The sequence below is a fragment of the Citrobacter sp. R-1.5.2 genome, assembly GCF_035064245.1.
Taxonomy (GTDB): Bacteria; Pseudomonadota; Gammaproteobacteria; order Enterobacterales; family Enterobacteriaceae; genus Citrobacter.
This window is the reverse complement of record NZ_JASEYC010000022.1, coordinates 1-15,209: the sequence shown is the minus strand read 5'-3', so window position 1 is coordinate 15,209 and position 15,209 is coordinate 1. Positions and strand designations below refer to the sequence as shown.

Genomic DNA, 15,209 nt, shown 5'->3' with positions numbered 1-15,209 from the left:
CGCACGCCGGCACCGAACTTGCTGCGCCGCCGACGGCCTTCTACGGCAGAGTTATTAACTGTTGATTGCTTTTTTCTCAGAAATCAGTAAAATTTTCGGGCTTTTAATATGACACCGGGTCCCTTCCCTCGATGGGGCCCGGTGTTTTATTCACACAAGAGGATGTTATGGTAACTATTCGTTTAGCTCGTCACGGCGCTAAAAAGCGTCCGTTCTACCAGGTTGTTGTCACCGACAGCCGTAATGCACGCAACGGTCGCTTCATCGAGCGCGTTGGCTTCTTTAACCCGATCGCTAGCGAAAAAGAAGAAGGCACTCGCCTGGATCTGGATCGCATCGCTCACTGGGTTGGCCAGGGCGCGACTATTTCTGATCGCGTAGCTACGCTGATCAAAGCAGCAAACAAAGCAGCTTAATCTGTCACGGTGGTCATGATGAGCAAGCAACTCGCCGCACAGGCACCCGTGGAACCCATCGTTTTGGGGAAAATGGGGTCTTCTTACGGTATCCGTGGTTGGCTCAGAGTGTTTTCTTCCACTGAAGACGCCGAAAGCATTTTTGACTATCAGCCCTGGTTTATCCAGAAGGCGGGTCAGTGGCAGCAAGTACAGCTGGAAAGCTGGAAGCACCACAATCAGGATCTGATCATCAAGCTGAAAGGCGTTGACGATCGTGATTCGGCGAATCTACTGACTAATTGTGAAATTGTCGTGGATTCCTCGCAGTTGCCTGCGCTGGAAGAGGGTTCCTACTACTGGAAAGACCTTATGGGTTGCCAGGTAGTGACCACTGAAGGCTACGATCTCGGAAAAGTCGTCGATATGATGGAAACCGGATCGAATGACGTGATCGTCATTAAGGCAAACCTGAAAGATGCGTTTGGTATCAAGGAACGTTTAGTACCGTTCCTCGATGGGCAGGTTATCAAGAAAGTCGATCTCGCTACTCGTACTATCGAAGTAGATTGGGATCCTGGTTTTTAAACCACCGGATAAACGGTAAAAGTCGGCGTTATGGGGATTGGCTTGTGTTTATAGGTATCGTTAGCCTGTTTCCAGAAATGTTCCGCGCAATTACCGATTACGGGGTAACTGGCCGGGCAGTAAAAAATGGCCTGCTGAACATCCAGAGCTGGAGTCCTCGTGACTTTACGCATGACCGGCACCGTACCGTGGACGATCGTCCTTACGGCGGCGGACCGGGGATGTTGATGATGGTGCAACCTTTACGGGATGCTATTCATGCAGCAAAAGCTGCGGCTGGTGAAGGCGCAAAGGTGATTTATCTGTCACCTCAGGGACGCAAGCTTGATCAAGCGGGCGTTAGCGAACTGGCAACGAATCAAAAGTTGATTCTGGTGTGCGGTCGCTATGAAGGAATAGATGAGCGCGTGATTCAAACCGAAATTGATGAAGAATGGTCAATCGGCGATTACGTTCTCAGCGGTGGTGAGTTACCGGCAATGACGCTGATCGACTCCGTTTCCCGGTTTATTCCGGGCGTACTGGGTCATGAAGCATCAGCAATCGAAGATTCGTTTGCTGACGGGTTGCTGGACTGTCCACACTATACCCGACCTGAAGTGTTAGAACAGATGGAGGTACCGGCGGTATTACTGTCGGGAAACCACGCTGAGATACGTCGCTGGCGTTTGAAACAGTCGCTGGGCCGGACCTGGCTTAGAAGACCTGAACTTCTGGAAAACCTGGCTCTGACTGAAGAGCAAGCAAGGTTGCTGGCGGAGTTCAAAAAGGAACACGCACAACAGCAACATAAACATGATGGGCAGGCGTAAGCCCCCAATATCAGTTTACCCAGGATAAGAGATTAAATTATGAGCAACATTATTAAGCAACTTGAACAAGAACAGATGAAGCAGGACGTACCTTCCTTCCGTCCGGGTGATACCGTGGAAGTGAAAGTATGGGTTGTTGAAGGTTCCAAAAAACGTCTGCAGGCATTCGAGGGCGTGGTTATCGCTATTCGTAACCGCGGTCTGCACTCTGCATTCACTGTTCGTAAAATTTCCAACGGCGAAGGCGTTGAGCGTGTCTTCCAGACTCACTCTCCGGTAGTTGACAGCATTGCTGTTAAACGTCGTGGTGCTGTTCGTAAAGCTAAACTGTACTACCTGCGTGAGCGTACTGGTAAGTCTGCTCGTATCAAAGAGCGTCTTAACTAAGATATCGCTCAGGCGACATCCTGATAGAAGGGGCTGGCCATTTTTGGCTGGCCCCTTTTTTTATATCGACAGAATACCGATGCCAGCGGTTAGCCGGGTAAATTGATTTTGCGGTGTTTAAGGCTTAATGGAAAGGTGATTGTTACGTTACCGGCGAGGTGCTGAGTCGTGTGGGGCGGGTGTTTCGTTCGTCATTGCAATCGACTGACTGCGCGAGTTCAGTACGTCCTATTCTCCGTTAGCGCAGCCAGCCGGGTAATGATTAAGGTGTACTGATGACTACCGCAACGCGGCGGTTTTCAGCGCGCCCTTTTGAAGTCTGGTTGCTGGCAATCGGGTATTTCTTCCCGAGCCCTTGGGTTGTCAGGTTAGTGCGTGGAATGTTGGCACCCTGAGCCCAGGCATCAGCAACCACATTGGCTCGTTTGAGCGACAGAGCTTCGTTGTAGCTGTCCTCACCATAGTTATCGGTGTGACCATCCAGACGAGCATGGTTTAACCCGGTCGCAGCCAGTTTGGACGCCATTTCCTGGATTTGCTTTTCACTTTCAGGGCGGAGTTTATAGTCGTTTTTGTCAAACAGGATGGTGTCAGACAAACCCAGAGACCAGTCTCCTGAAGCTTCAGTGAATCCGTACGATTTCATCGCTGCAATTTGCTCTGGGGTAAATTTCCCCTGAGGTGCCTGACAGCCTGCCAGAATCAGCATGATGAGAATGAACGGGGATAATAAACGTTTTAGCATGTGTGTAATTCCTTATTTTTTAATAATGCGTTGAGAACGCAAATTTTTAGCCTGATACATATTGTGATCGGCAAGTTCTTGTAATTTCTCGGCAGAGGCATGTTCCCACGTCAGTGCAAAACCAATACTGAGTGTCATGCTTGCCAGATGACCGTTATGCAGGTCAAAAGGTCGATTAAACTCTTGCGACAACGCCGCGCAGATACGTTGAACTTCGTATTCAGAATGGACGCTGTAAAGCACCATGGCAAATTCATCGCCGCCAAGTCGGTATGGGTGATGCCGATTACCACCAAATTCGGCCAACCTTTTTGCGACTTCGATCAGGACCCGATCGCCCGCAGCGTGTCCCCAGGTATCATTAATAAATTTAAAATTATCGCCATCAAGGAATAACAACGCAGAGCTGCTGTGGGCCGCGTCGTCGTTCATCAGTGCGTTAATACTGCTACGAAATGCGGCACGGTTCGCAAGACCGGTCAAAGGGTCATGTAGCGCGGTACGCAACAGTTGGGCATTCTTTGCCTGCAGACGTAGTTGCCACTCTTCCATCTCATCCAGCAGGCTATTAAAGTCCTGCGCAAACAGATGAAATTCTTCAATCCGCTCTTCAGATACGCGCCGCGAGAAATTTCGATTGGTACGAACATCATGTACCACTTCAGTAATATTTTGCAGGGCGTCCACGACGCCATTGTGTAAATAACGAGTAAGCATCAACGCAATACCCGATGCCAGTAAAATGCATCCGGTAAGAACGGCTAGCGACAAATAAATAAAATGGCTAATAACGCTATCGCGGGCAATCAAGCGCACCTCACCAATAACGTCGCCATTGTGCAAAATGGGCTGAGTCACCGGTTGCGGGAACAGCCAGTGGCTGATGATGCTGCTGATTTTGTCAGTGGTATCCTGCGCGTCATAGTGCCAGGTGGCGATCACTTTCTGCTTTTGATTGCGGACCTCTGCAACTGAAAATTGCCCTTGCTGCCCCAATGCAGCCAGCGTTTCCGATGCTGCGACACTATCCGAAAAGACTAATGCTGCTTCGAGCGTGCGGGTCATGGTTGCTGCCGTGAGATCCAGGTTCTTTTGTGCGTATTGCTTCAAAGCCAGCACAGAAGAAATGCTAAGCAGCAGCCAAATCAGCGTCATGGTTACCAGTACGCTGACGATGCTGATACGCCGTAGTGTCCGCTTAAACGTTGGGCGTTTTATGGGAGAAGGACCCTTATTCATGCTTTTTATTCCGCGCAAGCATCAATACGTCCGGACTCACCCTTACACCGCTGCGTGACAGGGAATCCATATTTACGGAAAATCTCACGTCTTCATCTTTAATTATGAGGCAAAAAGCGCTGCCAATAACGCATTCGGGATTCTGTTCGGCAATTAATAACAATGCCTTAGTAGGATATTTATTCTTTAATTCCGCCTGATATGTAGGGCTTTCTTTTCCAAAATAAAAGCCATCACACTGCGCAACTAAAACTTCTTGTTCCGTATGAATGATGACAGGAAGATAGGGGAGTGCTCCTGCTCGGGTATCTTCCAGCACGCTGGAAAAGCGCGAAGAAGAGAATATACACAGTTTTGGTGGCCCTGAAAGTGCGGGCCAGCGTGTATAACTGACGATACCGGAAACCATAGAGCGCACAGATTTTGCCTCTTCCGTAACGCTGTGAGCGTACAGAGGTAATCCGGTCAGAAGCAGTGCCAGTAGAAGTATGAGTCGGTAAGAAAAGCTCATGAATAGGTACCTACCAGCGTTTGCCGTAATGCGTCGATATACATTCAAGATCGTTTGCAACAAAATAACATTATTTTCCCAGGGCGTCATTATTCCTGGAATGAGTGTATTGGGTATTTAAGCTAAATCTCATTAATTTATAAAATTTAAGCTCTTGTTTAATTTAACCTTGTTGAGGCCGCACCTTCATTTGCTCCTTTTTGCCATGCATCATGTAACTGGCTGACATTGTCTACCGTGTCGCAACTGGCAGGGAAGGTTTTTCCGGTCAATCCTCTTGCGTAAACAAAGTCCTGCTGACAGGTTTTCCTTTGTCCTTCGGCGTACCCCTTAAGATATTGGGCGCGATCGACCTCTGGGTCATTGTAGTTGTCGGCAAGTGTCTCGTTATCTTTAACGACATAGCCTGAAATGGCATCTTGTATCCCGGCATCAAACCAGTCGGTACCTGTCCAGGTGGGGGAGAAAGTATAGGGATCTATCTGACATCCGCTGAGAAATAATACAAATAAGGTACAGATGAGTTGCTTCATTGCCTGTTCTCCCCGTTTTTTTAAAGCATAGCGGATTCATATATAGAGGTGTGTAAATTTAAATGTACGGCGTCTTGTGGTGTTTTTGCTGAAAAATTGCTTGGTGTAAATAAATATTTACGGAATGTGGATTGAAATCTTTACCTGTTGTGTTATCGTGATTACCTCCTCGCTGAGGAAAACTATCGCAAACGAGCTAAACAGGATCACCATCATGCAAAAAGACGCGCTGAACAACGTACACATTACCGACGAACAGGTTCTGATGACCCCAGAGCAGCTTAAAGCGGAATTTCCGCTGAGCCTCGCACAGGAGGCGCAAATCGCTCAGTCGCGTAAAACCATTTCAGACATTATCTCTGGCCGCGACCCGCGACTGCTGGTGGTGTGTGGTCCATGCTCGATTCACGATCCTGAAGCGGCTATTGAGTACGCTCGTCGATTTAAAGCCCTTGCCGCAGAGGTCAGCGATAGCCTCTACCTGGTGATGCGCGTCTATTTTGAAAAGCCCCGTACCACCGTCGGCTGGAAAGGGTTGATTAACGATCCTCATATGGATGGCTCTTTTGATGTTGAAGCGGGTCTGAAAATTGCGCGTCAATTGCTGCTTGAATTGGTGAATATGGGGCTACCGTTGGCAACAGAAGCGTTAGATCCAAACAGCCCGCAATACCTGGGCGATCTGTTTAGCTGGTCAGCTATCGGTGCGCGTACCACTGAATCACAGACGCATCGTGAAATGGCTTCAGGGCTTTCCATGCCGGTTGGTTTTAAGAATGGTACGGATGGGAGCCTGGCGACGGCGATTAATGCCATGCGTGCTGCAGCACAATCACACCGCTTTGTGGGTATTAACCAGGCGGGGCAGGTTGCACTGCTGCAAACGCAGGGTAATCCAGATGGTCACGTGATCCTGCGCGGTGGTAAAGCGCCGAACTACAGCCCGGCTGATGTCGCCCAGTGCGAAAAAGAGATGGAGCAGGCAGGACTACGACCTTCTCTGATGGTAGATTGCAGTCATGGTAATTCCAATAAAGATTACCGTCGCCAGCCAGCCGTGGCTGAATCTGTGATCGCCCAAATCAAAGATGGCAATCGCTCGATCATCGGCTTGATGATTGAAAGTAATATTCACGAAGGCAACCAGTCCTCCGAACAGCCGCGCAGCGAAATGAAATACGGTGTCTCCGTAACTGATGCCTGCATTAGCTGGGAAATGACGGATGCGCTACTGCGTGAAATTAGTCAAGATTTAAACGGCCAGCTGACGGCGCGTGTAGCATAAGAGGTTGGTATGGTTGCTGAATTGACCGCATTGCGCGATCAAATTGATGAAGTTGATAAGGCATTGCTGGATTTACTGGCACGCCGTCTGGAGCTGGTTGCCGAAGTCGGTGAAGTCAAAAGCCGCTTTGGGTTGCCGATCTACGTACCAGAGCGGGAAGCCACAATGCTGGCTTCCCGCCGCGCAGAAGCTGAAGCGCTGGGGGTGCCGCCAGATCTGATCGAAGATGTATTGCGTCGGGTTATGCGCGAGTCTTATTCCAGTGAGAATGACAAAGGCTTTAAGACGCTTTGCCCTTCTTTGCGTCCGGTGGTGATCGTCGGTGGTGGCGGGCAGATGGGGCGGCTGTTCGAGAAGATGCTGACGCTGTCTGGCTATCAGGTGCGGATCCTGGAACAGCAGGACTGGGAGCGCGCCACTGAGATCGTCGCCGATGCAGGCATGGTGATCGTCAGTGTGCCGATCCACGTTACTGAACAGGTAATCGCGAAATTACCGCGCCTGCCGTCTGATTGTATTCTGGTCGATCTGGCCTCGGTGAAAAATGGTCCTCTGCAGGCGATGCTGGCGGCACACGACGGTCCGGTTGTGGGTTTACACCCGATGTTTGGTCCGGACAGCGGCAGTCTGGCAAAACAGGTCGTGGTTTGGTGTGATGGGCGGCAGCCGGAAGCCTATCAGTGGTTCCTTGAGCAGATTCAGGTTTGGGGCGCGAGACTGCATCGGATTAGCGCCGTTGAGCACGACCAGAATATGGCGTTTATTCAAGCGCTACGTCACTTTGCGACATTTGCTTACGGGCTGCATTTAGCGGAGGAGAATGTGCAACTGGAGCAGTTGCTGGCTCTTTCTTCACCTATTTACCGTCTTGAGCTGGCAATGGTTGGTCGTCTGTTTGCCCAGGACCCTCAGCTCTATGCCGATATTATTATGTCGTCAGAGAGTAATCTTGCGCTCATCAAACGTTATTACCAACGTTTTGGCGAAGCGATTGGTTTGCTGGAGCAGGGGGATAAGCAGGCTTTTATCGACAGTTTCCGTAAGGTGGAACACTGGTTTGGCGACTATGCGCAGCGCTTCCAGAGTGAAAGTCGCACCTTGTTGCGCCAGGCCAACGATAGCCGTCAATAAGCAAGATGCCTGATGGCGGCTTCGCCTTCTCGGCCTACAAAAATCGCCTGAATTGTAGGCCGGATAAGCGCAGCACCATCCGGCATTGTCACGTTAGCTCGGGTCGACCGGCACCACGTTTTCACTCGGATAACATCCCAATACTTTCATCGAACGCGTAATCTCCCCCAACTCCTTCAGGGCTTTTTGCATCTGGGGTGATTCCAGGTTGGCCTGGATATCGAGATAAAACATCTCTTCCCACGGATTGCCGTGAATCGGGCGGGATTCCAGCTTGGTCATAATCAGATTATGGTTACGCAGTACCAGCAGCGCTTCAACCAGCGCACCTGCCTGTTGTCCTGTCGCCATCAGCAACGTTGTTTTCGCTGGAACTTGGTCAGAAACATTGATTGCTTTACGTGCCAGAACCACGAAGCGGGTAATGTTTTGCGTCTGATTAGCTTCAATATGCTCAAGTACCTGCAGACCATGCAATACACCACCGGCTTCGCTCCCCAGGGCTGCTACGCGTGGTGAGTTAGCCTGGGCGACCTTTTCCATCGCAGCTGAAGTGCTTTCAGTGTATTCAATCTTCCAGTGCGGGTAGCGGTTCAGGAACTTGCTGCATTGTTGGAACGGTTGCGGGTGGCTGTATACCGTGTCGATGCTCTCCAGATCGGTTGTTCCCGACACCAGTACGCAATGGTCGATAGTAATCGTCATCTCTCCGACGATAGAGAGGCTGGTGTGCTGCAGAAGATCGTAAACGTCATTAATCGCACCGGAACTGGTGTTTTCAATAGGCACTACCGCGTAGTCTGCCTGTCCGGTTTCAACCTGATTAAAGATATCGGCAAATTTCGCGCAGCCGCTTTCAATAAACTGCTCAAAATGACGTGCGGCGTACTGACGTGCTGCAAGGTGTGAGTAAGACCCTTTTGGTCCCAGGAAGGCAACACGAGCGGAATGCGGGTTGATCTTGTTCAGATGTTGCTGAAGGAGCGCCTGCTGGGTCAGGACAGAGTCTTCGATAATAAGCTGGAACAAGCGCGTGATGTAGTGGGCATCGAGGTGATGTGCTTTACCAAGCTGAATTAAACGGTCCAGCAGGTCGCGTTCCCGATCAATATCGCGTACCGGGCGATGAGACAGCAACTTGGCTTTACCGACTTCTACCGCCAGACCACGTCGTTCTGCCAGCAGGGCCAGTAATTTTTCATCCAGCGAGCTGATCTTTTCTCGCAGCGCCAGTAATGGGTTTTCCGATGTCATAGTGTTGCCTTTCTTGTTATCAATAAAAAAGGCCCCCCGTTGTGGGAGGCCTTATTGTTCGTCTTCGCATTCTTTATCACACGACGAAACGCCTCCCATTCAGGGGAAGGTAAAAAAGAATGCGAAGAAGAACGGGACAAGTTTCATGTAATTTTCCTTTGGCTACATCAGTAAAGTACCCGTACTGTTTTCACCCTGTCAACAAAAAACGCGCCCGAAGGCGCGTTGGCGATACACTCAATGTAAGGGACTACTCTTCTTCTGCTTCGACGAAGTTGGCGTCTTTTACTGAAGTTGTTGCACGACGGGCTTCGCCTTTGTGCTGCACTTTATTGAGCTGCCGTTCCAGCTTGTTGATCAAATCGTTAATGGCGGTGTACATATCCTCGTGTTTTGCGCTGGCGACCAGATGTCCATTCGGGGTGTTGATGGTGGCATCAGCAATGAAACCCTGTGGCTCCTTAGACAGAATGATATGTGGATTAATCAGATGAGTTTGCCATTTATCCAGTTTGGAGAGACGGTCTGCGACATGCTGGCGAATTGCCGGAGTAATTTCCATTTGTTTACTGGTAATGTTCATTGTCATAAATTTTACCTCTTGTCTTTCCCGTCTTGGTGATTCCAGCATACCGTTCCTAATGTCAAAATGTGTGATCTAAATCACATTATTTTGTCGCTTTTTGTCAAGAAAACCTTTTTGTGAGGCACCGCAGGAACAGGCGATTTTTTACTTGAGGAATACCTGAAAGCAGGCCATATTTGATAGGATGCGTCGCAGCTAAACCGCTTCAGTTGTGGCGTTAACGAATAAAAAAACGGCAGCCCAGAGGCTGCCGTTTTGCATTCTGAGGTCAATCAGGTGTTGCTGCTGTTAGCGGCAATGATTTTCGCTACTTTTTCTGCCTGGGCATTCATCTGCATTTGGCGATAAGCGTTTTCCATCAACGGCAGGGCATCACGCGTTGCCTGGGTATCCGGATAGTCACGCAGCATACCTTCCACACGGTTCACGACTGCAACCCATGCGCCACGGGCGGTATAGTACTCAGCAACAGAGTATTCATACTTCGCCAGACGATCTTTCAGGAATACCAGACGCTTAGTGGCATCGGTTGTGTACTGGCTGTTCGGATAACCACGTACCAGTTTGGAAAAGTCATTAAACGCAGCTCGGGCATGCTGTGGATCGCGATCGCTACGATCGACGCCAAAGAATCCTTGCAGTGCGCTATCGTCCAGCGCCATATTGGTCAGGCCACGCATGTACATGACATAATCAATGTTAGGGTGAGTTGGGTTCAGACGAATAAAACGATCGATGGCAGCCTGAGCAAGTGGCAGATCGGCGTTTTTGTAGTAGGCGTAGATGAGATCTAATTGCACCTGCTGAGAATACGGTCCAAATGGATAACGGTTATCCAACGCTTCCAATTGCGTTATTGCCTGTTTCCAGTTACCGTCCTGCAGCTTTTGCTGAGCAGTCGCGTAGATTTCATTTGGCGGATTATCGGGCACCTCTTCCTTTGAACCAGAGCAACCCGCCAAAAACAGGCTCAACGTGGCTGCTGCCACCAGATATTTCATGCGCGTCATGACGTTTTGACTTTCCTCAAAATGTAATACGGGAGATTCTCTGTTCCTGCTCCCGGTTAAGACCAGCTACAATAGCACACTATATTAAACGGCAAAGCCGTAAAACCCAACGTTAAACGAAGAAGCAGTTTATGGCACAACGAGTAGAACTCACCGCAACAGTCTCCGAAAATCAGCTTGGTCAACGCTTAGATCAGGCTTTGGCCGAATTGTTCCCTGATTATTCGCGATCGCGCATAAAAGAATGGATCCTCGACCAGCGCGTACTGGTAAATGGCAATCTTTGCGATAAGCCGAAAGAAAAAGTGTTAGGTGGAGAGCGTGTCTCCATCAATGCTGAAATTGATGAAGAGATTCGTTTTGAAGCTCAGGATATCCCGCTGGATATCGTTTATGAAGATGACGACATTCTCGTCATCAACAAACCACGTGATCTGGTGGTTCATCCGGGCGCGGGCAATCCTGATGGTACGGTTTTGAATGCGTTGCTGCATTACTACCCGCCAATTGCGGATGTCCCACGAGCCGGTATTGTGCACCGTCTGGATAAAGACACAACCGGGCTTATGGTTGTGGCAAAAACGGTTCCGGCGCAAACACGCCTGGTCGAGTCATTGCAGCTGCGCGAAATCACTCGTGAGTATGAAGCTGTGGCGATTGGCCATATGACAGCGGGCGGTACGGTCGAAGAACCGATCAGCCGTCATCCCACCAAACGTACGCATATGTCAGTGCATCCAATGGGGAAACCTGCGGTAACGCACTATCGCATTATGGAGCATTTCCGTGTGCACACGCGTCTGCGGTTGCGTCTGGAAACCGGACGTACGCACCAGATCCGCGTGCACATGGCGCATATCACCCATCCGCTGGTAGGCGATCAGGTCTACGGCGGTCGTCCGCGCCCGCCGAAAGGCGCTTCTGACGAGTTTATCTCCGTGCTGCGTAAGTTTGACCGTCAGGCGCTGCACGCGACCATGTTGCGTTTGTATCATCCGATTTCCGGTATCGAGATGGAATGGCATGCGCCAATCCCACAAGATATGGTGGAGCTTATCGAAGTGATGCGCGCTGATTTTGAAGAGCATAAGGATGATGTTGCCTGGTTATGAGTAAGCTAATTGTCCCGCAGTGGCCGATACCTCAGGGTGTCGCAGCCTGTAGTTCTACCCGCATTGGCGGCGTCAGTATGTCGCCTTATGATTCGCTGAACCTGGGTGCCCATTGTGGCGATAACCCGGAGCATGTGGAAGAGAACCGCAAGCGGCTGTTTGCTGCGGGCAATCTGCCTTCGAAACCCGTCTGGCTTGAACAGGTACACGGTAAAGATGTCCTGAAATTAAGCGGCGGGCCATACTTATCTAAACGTGCAGATGCGTCCTACAGCAATACGCCAGGCACCGTATGTGCAGTGATGACGGCGGACTGTCTGCCGGTGCTGTTTTGTAATCGTGCTGGAACAGAAGTGGCGGCGGCCCATGCGGGCTGGCGCGGGTTATGTGAAGGTGTGCTGGAAGAAACGGTGGCGTGCTTTGCCGACAAGCCGGAAAACATTATTGCCTGGTTAGGGCCGGCGATTGGTCCGATTGCGTTTGAGGTAGGTGCAGAAGTTCGCACCGCGTTTATGGCAAAAGATCCGCACGCTGACAGTGCATTTGTGCCGCGTGGTGAAAAATATCTGGCGGATATCTATCAGCTTGCACGTCAACGTCTGGCAAATGTGGGGGTTGAGAACGTCCACGGTGGCGATCATTGCACCTTCAGCGAAAGTGAGACGTTCTTCTCTTATCGCCGCGACAATACCACGGGTCGTATGGCAAGTTTTATTTGGCTGATATAACCTAAAGAATCAAGACGATCCGGTACGTGTAATTTTCTTTTCACATAATTCAGGTCATTCACCTTGAATAATTGAGGGATGACCTCATTTAATCTCCAGTAGCAATTTTGACCTGTTATGGGAGGAGTTATGCGTCTGGATCGTCTTACCAATAAATTCCAGCTTGCTCTTGCCGATGCCCAGTCACTCGCACTGGGGCACGACAACCAATTTATCGAACCACTTCATCTAATGAGCGCCTTGCTGAATCAGGAAGGGGGATCGGTTCGTCCTTTGTTAACGTCCGCTGGCATCAATGTTGGCCAGTTACGCACAGCGATTGATCAGGCATTGAGCCGTTTACCACAGGTAGAAGGTACCGGCGGTGATGTTCAGCCTTCTCAGGATCTGGTGCGTGTACTGAATCTTTGCGACAAGCTGGCGCAAAAACGTGGAGACAATTTCATTTCGTCAGAACTGTTCGTTCTGGCGGCGCTTGAGTCGCGCGGTACGCTGACCGATTTATTAAAATCAGCAGGAGCGACAACCGCCAATATCACTCAGGCAATTGAACAAATGCGTGGAGGTGAAAGCGTGAATGACCAGGGGGCTGAAGACCAACGTCAGGCCTTGAAAAAATATACCGTCGACCTGACCGAACGCGCCGAACAAGGCAAGCTCGATCCGGTTATCGGTCGTGATGAAGAAATTCGCCGCACTATTCAGGTGCTGCAACGTCGTACTAAAAACAACCCGGTTTTGATCGGTGAGCCAGGTGTTGGTAAAACCGCTATCGTCGAAGGGCTGGCACAGCGAATTATTAACGGTGAAGTTCCTGAAGGGTTAAAAGGTCGTCGCGTGCTGGCGCTGGATATGGGCGCGCTGGTGGCCGGGGCGAAGTATCGCGGTGAGTTTGAAGAACGTTTAAAAGGTGTGCTCAACGATCTCTCGAAACAGGAAGGCAACGTCATTCTGTTTATCGATGAGTTGCATACAATGGTCGGCGCAGGTAAAGCCGATGGCGCGATGGACGCCGGTAACATGCTGAAACCGGCGCTGGCGCGCGGGGAACTGCACTGCGTAGGGGCCACCACGCTTGATGAATATCGCCAGTACATCGAAAAAGATGCGGCGCTGGAACGTCGTTTCCAGAAAGTGTTTGTGGCTGAGCCATCAGTAGAAGACACCATCGCCATTCTGCGCGGCCTGAAAGAGCGTTACGAGCTGCACCACCATGTGCAGATTACTGACCCGGCGATTGTTGCGGCAGCCACGCTGTCTCACCGCTACATTGCTGACCGTCAGTTGCCGGATAAAGCTATCGACCTTATCGATGAAGCAGCGTCCAGCATTCGTATGCAGATTGACTCCAAGCCGGAAGAACTCGACAGACTCGATCGCCGCATTATCCAGCTCAAGCTGGAACAGCAGGCGTTAATGAAAGAGTCTGATGAGGCAAGTAAAAAACGTCTTGATATGCTTAATGAAGAACTGGACGACAAAGAGCGCCAGTATTCAGAGTTAGAAGAAGAGTGGAAAGCTGAAAAAGCGTCTCTCTCTGGAACGCAAACTATTAAGGCAGAGCTGGAACAGGCAAAAATCGCTATCGAACAGGCGCGTCGTGTCGGCGACCTGGCGCGCATGTCTGAACTGCAGTACGGCAAAATTCCGGAACTGGAAAAACAGCTGGAAGCGGCAACCCAGTCTGAAGGTAAAACTATGCGTCTGCTGCGTAATAAAGTGACGGATGCAGAAATTGCCGAAGTGCTGGCGCGCTGGACCGGTATCCCGGTGGCTCGTATGTTGGAAGGCGAGCGGGAAAAATTGTTGCGGATGGAACAGGATCTGCACAGCCGCGTGATTGGCCAGAACGAAGCGGTAGAAGCGGTATCTAACGCCATCCGTCGTAGCCGTGCAGGATTGTCCGATCCGAATCGTCCGATTGGTTCATTCTTGTTCCTGGGGCCAACCGGTGTCGGTAAAACCGAGCTGTGCAAAGCGCTGGCGAACTTTATGTTCGACAGTGACGATGCGATGGTGCGTATCGATATGTCCGAGTTTATGGAGAAACACTCGGTATCTCGTCTGGTAGGTGCGCCTCCGGGATATGTCGGTTATGAAGAAGGTGGGTACCTGACGGAAGCGGTGCGTCGTCGCCCTTATTCGGTCATCCTGCTGGATGAAGTGGAAAAAGCGCATCCGGATGTCTTCAACATTCTGCTGCAGGTGCTTGACGATGGTCGTTTGACTGACGGGCAGGGGAGAACGGTCGATTTCCGTAATACGGTTGTCATCATGACCTCTAACCTGGGCTCTGATCTGATTCAGGAGCGCTTCGGCGAGCTGGATTACAGCCATATGAAAGATATGGTGCTGGGCGTTGTGAGCCAGAACTTCCGCCCGGAATTCATCAACCGTATAGATGAGGTTGTTGTATTCCATCCGTTGGGTGAGAAACACATTGCTTCTATTGCTCAGATCCAACTGCAGCGTCTGTACAAACGTCTGGAAGAGCGTGGTTATGAAATCCACATCTCTGACGAAGCACTTAAATTGCTGAGTGTGAATGGTTATGATCCTGTATACGGTGCACGTCCATTGAAACGTGCTATTCAGCAGCAGATCGAAAACCCACTGGCACAGCAAATCTTGTCTGGTGAGCTGATTCCGGGCAAACCGATTCGTCTGGAAGTGAATGACGATCGTATTGTGGCAGTGCAGTAAGTCACAAAACCTAAATAAACGGGCCCTGCGGGGCTCGTTTTTGTTTAAAAACCAGGCCAGAATCGAACTTCTGGTTGAAAAGTAATCGCTTGATAAGTTTTTTGTATTTTTAACTTGTCAGCCTGAAATAACTCCCTATAATGCGCCTCCACTGACACGGAACAACGGATTACAAGCCGCCGGGTCAGCG

The 15,209-nt window shown here is 50.3% G+C and carries 17 protein-coding genes and 1 other annotated feature; of the genes, 9 read left to right on the top strand and 8 right to left on the bottom strand.

Translation table 11 applies throughout. From position 1 onward, the window contains the following. Positions 1–167 precede the first annotated feature (167 nt). The 4 genes from rpsP to rplS are packed head-to-tail and all read left to right on the top strand — an operon-like array spanning position 168 to position 2,182. Positions 168–416, top strand: a complete 249-nt coding sequence (gene rpsP / locus QMN38_RS24140; protein WP_003031228.1) for a 30S ribosomal protein S16 — start codon at positions 168–170, stop codon at positions 414–416. A gap of 18 nt (positions 417–434) precedes the next feature. Next, a complete protein-coding gene (rimM, locus tag QMN38_RS24135; RefSeq protein ID WP_271450281.1) occupies positions 435–983 on the top strand; it encodes a ribosome maturation factor RimM in 549 nt (182 codons plus the stop codon). Positions 984–1,027: 44 nt separating this feature from the next. Then, positions 1,028–1,795: a tRNA (guanosine(37)-N1)-methyltransferase TrmD gene (trmD, locus tag QMN38_RS24130; protein WP_003031232.1), complete on the top strand. Its 768-nt coding sequence runs from the start codon at positions 1,028–1,030 to the stop codon at positions 1,793–1,795. Between the two features lie 39 nt (positions 1,796–1,834). Continuing rightward, positions 1,835–2,182 carry a 50S ribosomal protein L19 gene (gene rplS, locus QMN38_RS24125; RefSeq protein ID WP_002914145.1) on the top strand — a complete coding sequence of 116 codons (348 nt, stop codon included), beginning with the start codon at positions 1,835–1,837 and terminating at the stop codon, positions 2,180–2,182. Between the two features lie 262 nt (positions 2,183–2,444). On the opposite strand, the gene QMN38_RS24120 is transcribed toward rplS, so the two are convergent. The 4 genes from QMN38_RS24120 to QMN38_RS24105 all read right to left on the bottom strand — a co-directional run bounded on the left by QMN38_RS24120 (position 2,445) and on the right by QMN38_RS24105 (position 5,210). Next, positions 2,445–2,927, bottom strand: a complete 483-nt coding sequence (locus tag QMN38_RS24120) for an OmpA family protein (protein WP_045446366.1) — start codon at positions 2,925–2,927, stop codon at positions 2,445–2,447. A gap of 12 nt (positions 2,928–2,939) precedes the next feature. Continuing rightward, the gene (gene dgcN, locus QMN38_RS24115; protein ID WP_323606224.1) at positions 2,940–4,166 is read right to left on the bottom strand and encodes a diguanylate cyclase DgcN/YfiN; all 1,227 of its coding nucleotides are present in this window, start codon (positions 4,164–4,166) and stop codon (positions 2,940–2,942) included. Beyond that, positions 4,159–4,677: a regulatory sequestration protein YfiR gene (gene yfiR, locus QMN38_RS24110; protein ID WP_040234078.1), complete on the bottom strand. Its 519-nt coding sequence runs from the start codon at positions 4,675–4,677 to the stop codon at positions 4,159–4,161. The genes dgcN and yfiR overlap by 8 nt, the downstream gene beginning before the upstream one ends. Positions 4,678–4,835: 158 nt before the next feature. Further along, positions 4,836–5,210, bottom strand: coding sequence for a DUF2799 domain-containing protein (locus QMN38_RS24105; RefSeq protein WP_271442425.1), 375 nt, complete (start codon positions 5,208–5,210; stop codon positions 4,836–4,838). A gap of 214 nt (positions 5,211–5,424) precedes the next feature. Here QMN38_RS24105 and aroF point away from each other — a divergent pair, with 214 nt between their 5' ends. Together aroF and tyrA are read left to right on the top strand one after the other, a co-directional pair. Beyond that, positions 5,425–6,495, top strand: coding sequence for a 3-deoxy-7-phosphoheptulonate synthase AroF (gene aroF, locus QMN38_RS24100; protein ID WP_005130422.1), 1,071 nt, complete (start codon positions 5,425–5,427; stop codon positions 6,493–6,495). A 9-nt stretch (positions 6,496–6,504) separates the two neighbouring features. Next, positions 6,505–7,626, top strand: coding sequence for a bifunctional chorismate mutase/prephenate dehydrogenase (tyrA, locus tag QMN38_RS24095; RefSeq protein ID WP_271450276.1), 1,122 nt, complete (start codon positions 6,505–6,507; stop codon positions 7,624–7,626). Between the two features lie 93 nt (positions 7,627–7,719). Here the strand turns inward: tyrA and pheA are convergent, their stop codons facing one another. From pheA to bamD, 4 genes are all read right to left on the bottom strand, one after another. Beyond that, positions 7,720–8,880 (bottom strand): bifunctional chorismate mutase/prephenate dehydratase, encoded by a 1,161-nt coding sequence (gene pheA, locus QMN38_RS24090; protein WP_271442427.1) that lies wholly within the window; start codon positions 8,878–8,880, stop codon positions 7,720–7,722. Between the two features lie 22 nt (positions 8,881–8,902). Continuing rightward, positions 8,903–9,028 (bottom strand) — a sequence feature (Phe leader region). Further along, a complete protein-coding gene (gene pheL, locus QMN38_RS24085) occupies positions 8,980–9,027 on the bottom strand; it encodes a pheA operon leader peptide PheL (protein WP_100250063.1) in 48 nt (15 codons plus the stop codon). (Overlaps the previous feature by 48 nt.) 102 nt (positions 9,029–9,130) lie before the next feature. After that, the gene (gene raiA, locus QMN38_RS24080; protein WP_271442428.1) at positions 9,131–9,469 is read right to left on the bottom strand and encodes a ribosome-associated translation inhibitor RaiA; all 339 of its coding nucleotides are present in this window, start codon (positions 9,467–9,469) and stop codon (positions 9,131–9,133) included. A 269-nt stretch (positions 9,470–9,738) separates the two neighbouring features. After that, positions 9,739–10,476, bottom strand: a complete 738-nt coding sequence (bamD, locus tag QMN38_RS24075) for an outer membrane protein assembly factor BamD (protein ID WP_005130417.1) — start codon at positions 10,474–10,476, stop codon at positions 9,739–9,741. Between the two features lie 131 nt (positions 10,477–10,607). On the opposite strand from bamD, the gene rluD reads away from it, so the two are divergent. The 3 genes from rluD (at position 10,608) to clpB (ending at position 15,019) form a co-directional block, all read left to right on the top strand. Then, positions 10,608–11,588: a 23S rRNA pseudouridine(1911/1915/1917) synthase RluD gene (rluD, locus tag QMN38_RS24070; RefSeq protein ID WP_271442429.1), complete on the top strand. Its 981-nt coding sequence runs from the start codon at positions 10,608–10,610 to the stop codon at positions 11,586–11,588. After that, on the top strand, positions 11,585–12,316 hold the full coding sequence (yfiH, locus tag QMN38_RS24065) for a purine nucleoside phosphorylase YfiH (RefSeq protein ID WP_323606222.1): 732 nt from the start codon (positions 11,585–11,587) through the stop codon (positions 12,314–12,316). Before rluD ends, yfiH begins: the two co-directional genes overlap by 4 nt. A gap of 129 nt (positions 12,317–12,445) precedes the next feature. After that, complete coding sequence (gene clpB / locus QMN38_RS24060; protein ID WP_323606219.1) at positions 12,446–15,019, top strand: ATP-dependent chaperone ClpB; 2,574 nt, start codon at positions 12,446–12,448, stop codon at positions 15,017–15,019. The last annotated feature ends 190 nt before the right edge of the window (positions 15,020–15,209 follow it).

Coding starts and splice junctions, on each gene's coding strand:
- yfiH (WP_323606222.1), top strand. CDS start 11,585: ATGAGTAAGCTAATTGTCCCGCAGTGGCCGATACCTCAGGGTGTCGCA.
- aroF (WP_005130422.1), top strand. CDS start 5,425: ATGCAAAAAGACGCGCTGAACAACGTACACATTACCGACGAACAGGTT.
- rimM (WP_271450281.1), top strand. CDS start 435: ATGAGCAAGCAACTCGCCGCACAGGCACCCGTGGAACCCATCGTTTTG.
- yfiR (WP_040234078.1), bottom strand. CDS start 4,677: ATGAGCTTTTCTTACCGACTCATACTTCTACTGGCACTGCTTCTGACC.
- rluD (WP_271442429.1), top strand. CDS start 10,608: ATGGCACAACGAGTAGAACTCACCGCAACAGTCTCCGAAAATCAGCTT.
- rplS (WP_002914145.1), top strand. CDS start 1,835: ATGAGCAACATTATTAAGCAACTTGAACAAGAACAGATGAAGCAGGAC.
- rpsP (WP_003031228.1), top strand. CDS start 168: ATGGTAACTATTCGTTTAGCTCGTCACGGCGCTAAAAAGCGTCCGTTC.
- pheA (WP_271442427.1), bottom strand. CDS start 8,880: ATGACATCGGAAAACCCATTACTGGCGCTGCGAGAAAAGATCAGCTCG.
- clpB (WP_323606219.1), top strand. CDS start 12,446: ATGCGTCTGGATCGTCTTACCAATAAATTCCAGCTTGCTCTTGCCGAT.
- tyrA (WP_271450276.1), top strand. CDS start 6,505: ATGGTTGCTGAATTGACCGCATTGCGCGATCAAATTGATGAAGTTGAT.
- dgcN (WP_323606224.1), bottom strand. CDS start 4,166: ATGAATAAGGGTCCTTCTCCCATAAAACGCCCAACGTTTAAGCGGACA.
- raiA (WP_271442428.1), bottom strand. CDS start 9,469: ATGACAATGAACATTACCAGTAAACAAATGGAAATTACTCCGGCAATT.
- bamD (WP_005130417.1), bottom strand. CDS start 10,476: ATGACGCGCATGAAATATCTGGTGGCAGCAGCCACGTTGAGCCTGTTT.
- QMN38_RS24105 (WP_271442425.1), bottom strand. CDS start 5,210: ATGAAGCAACTCATCTGTACCTTATTTGTATTATTTCTCAGCGGATGT.
- QMN38_RS24120 (WP_045446366.1), bottom strand. CDS start 2,927: ATGCTAAAACGTTTATTATCCCCGTTCATTCTCATCATGCTGATTCTG.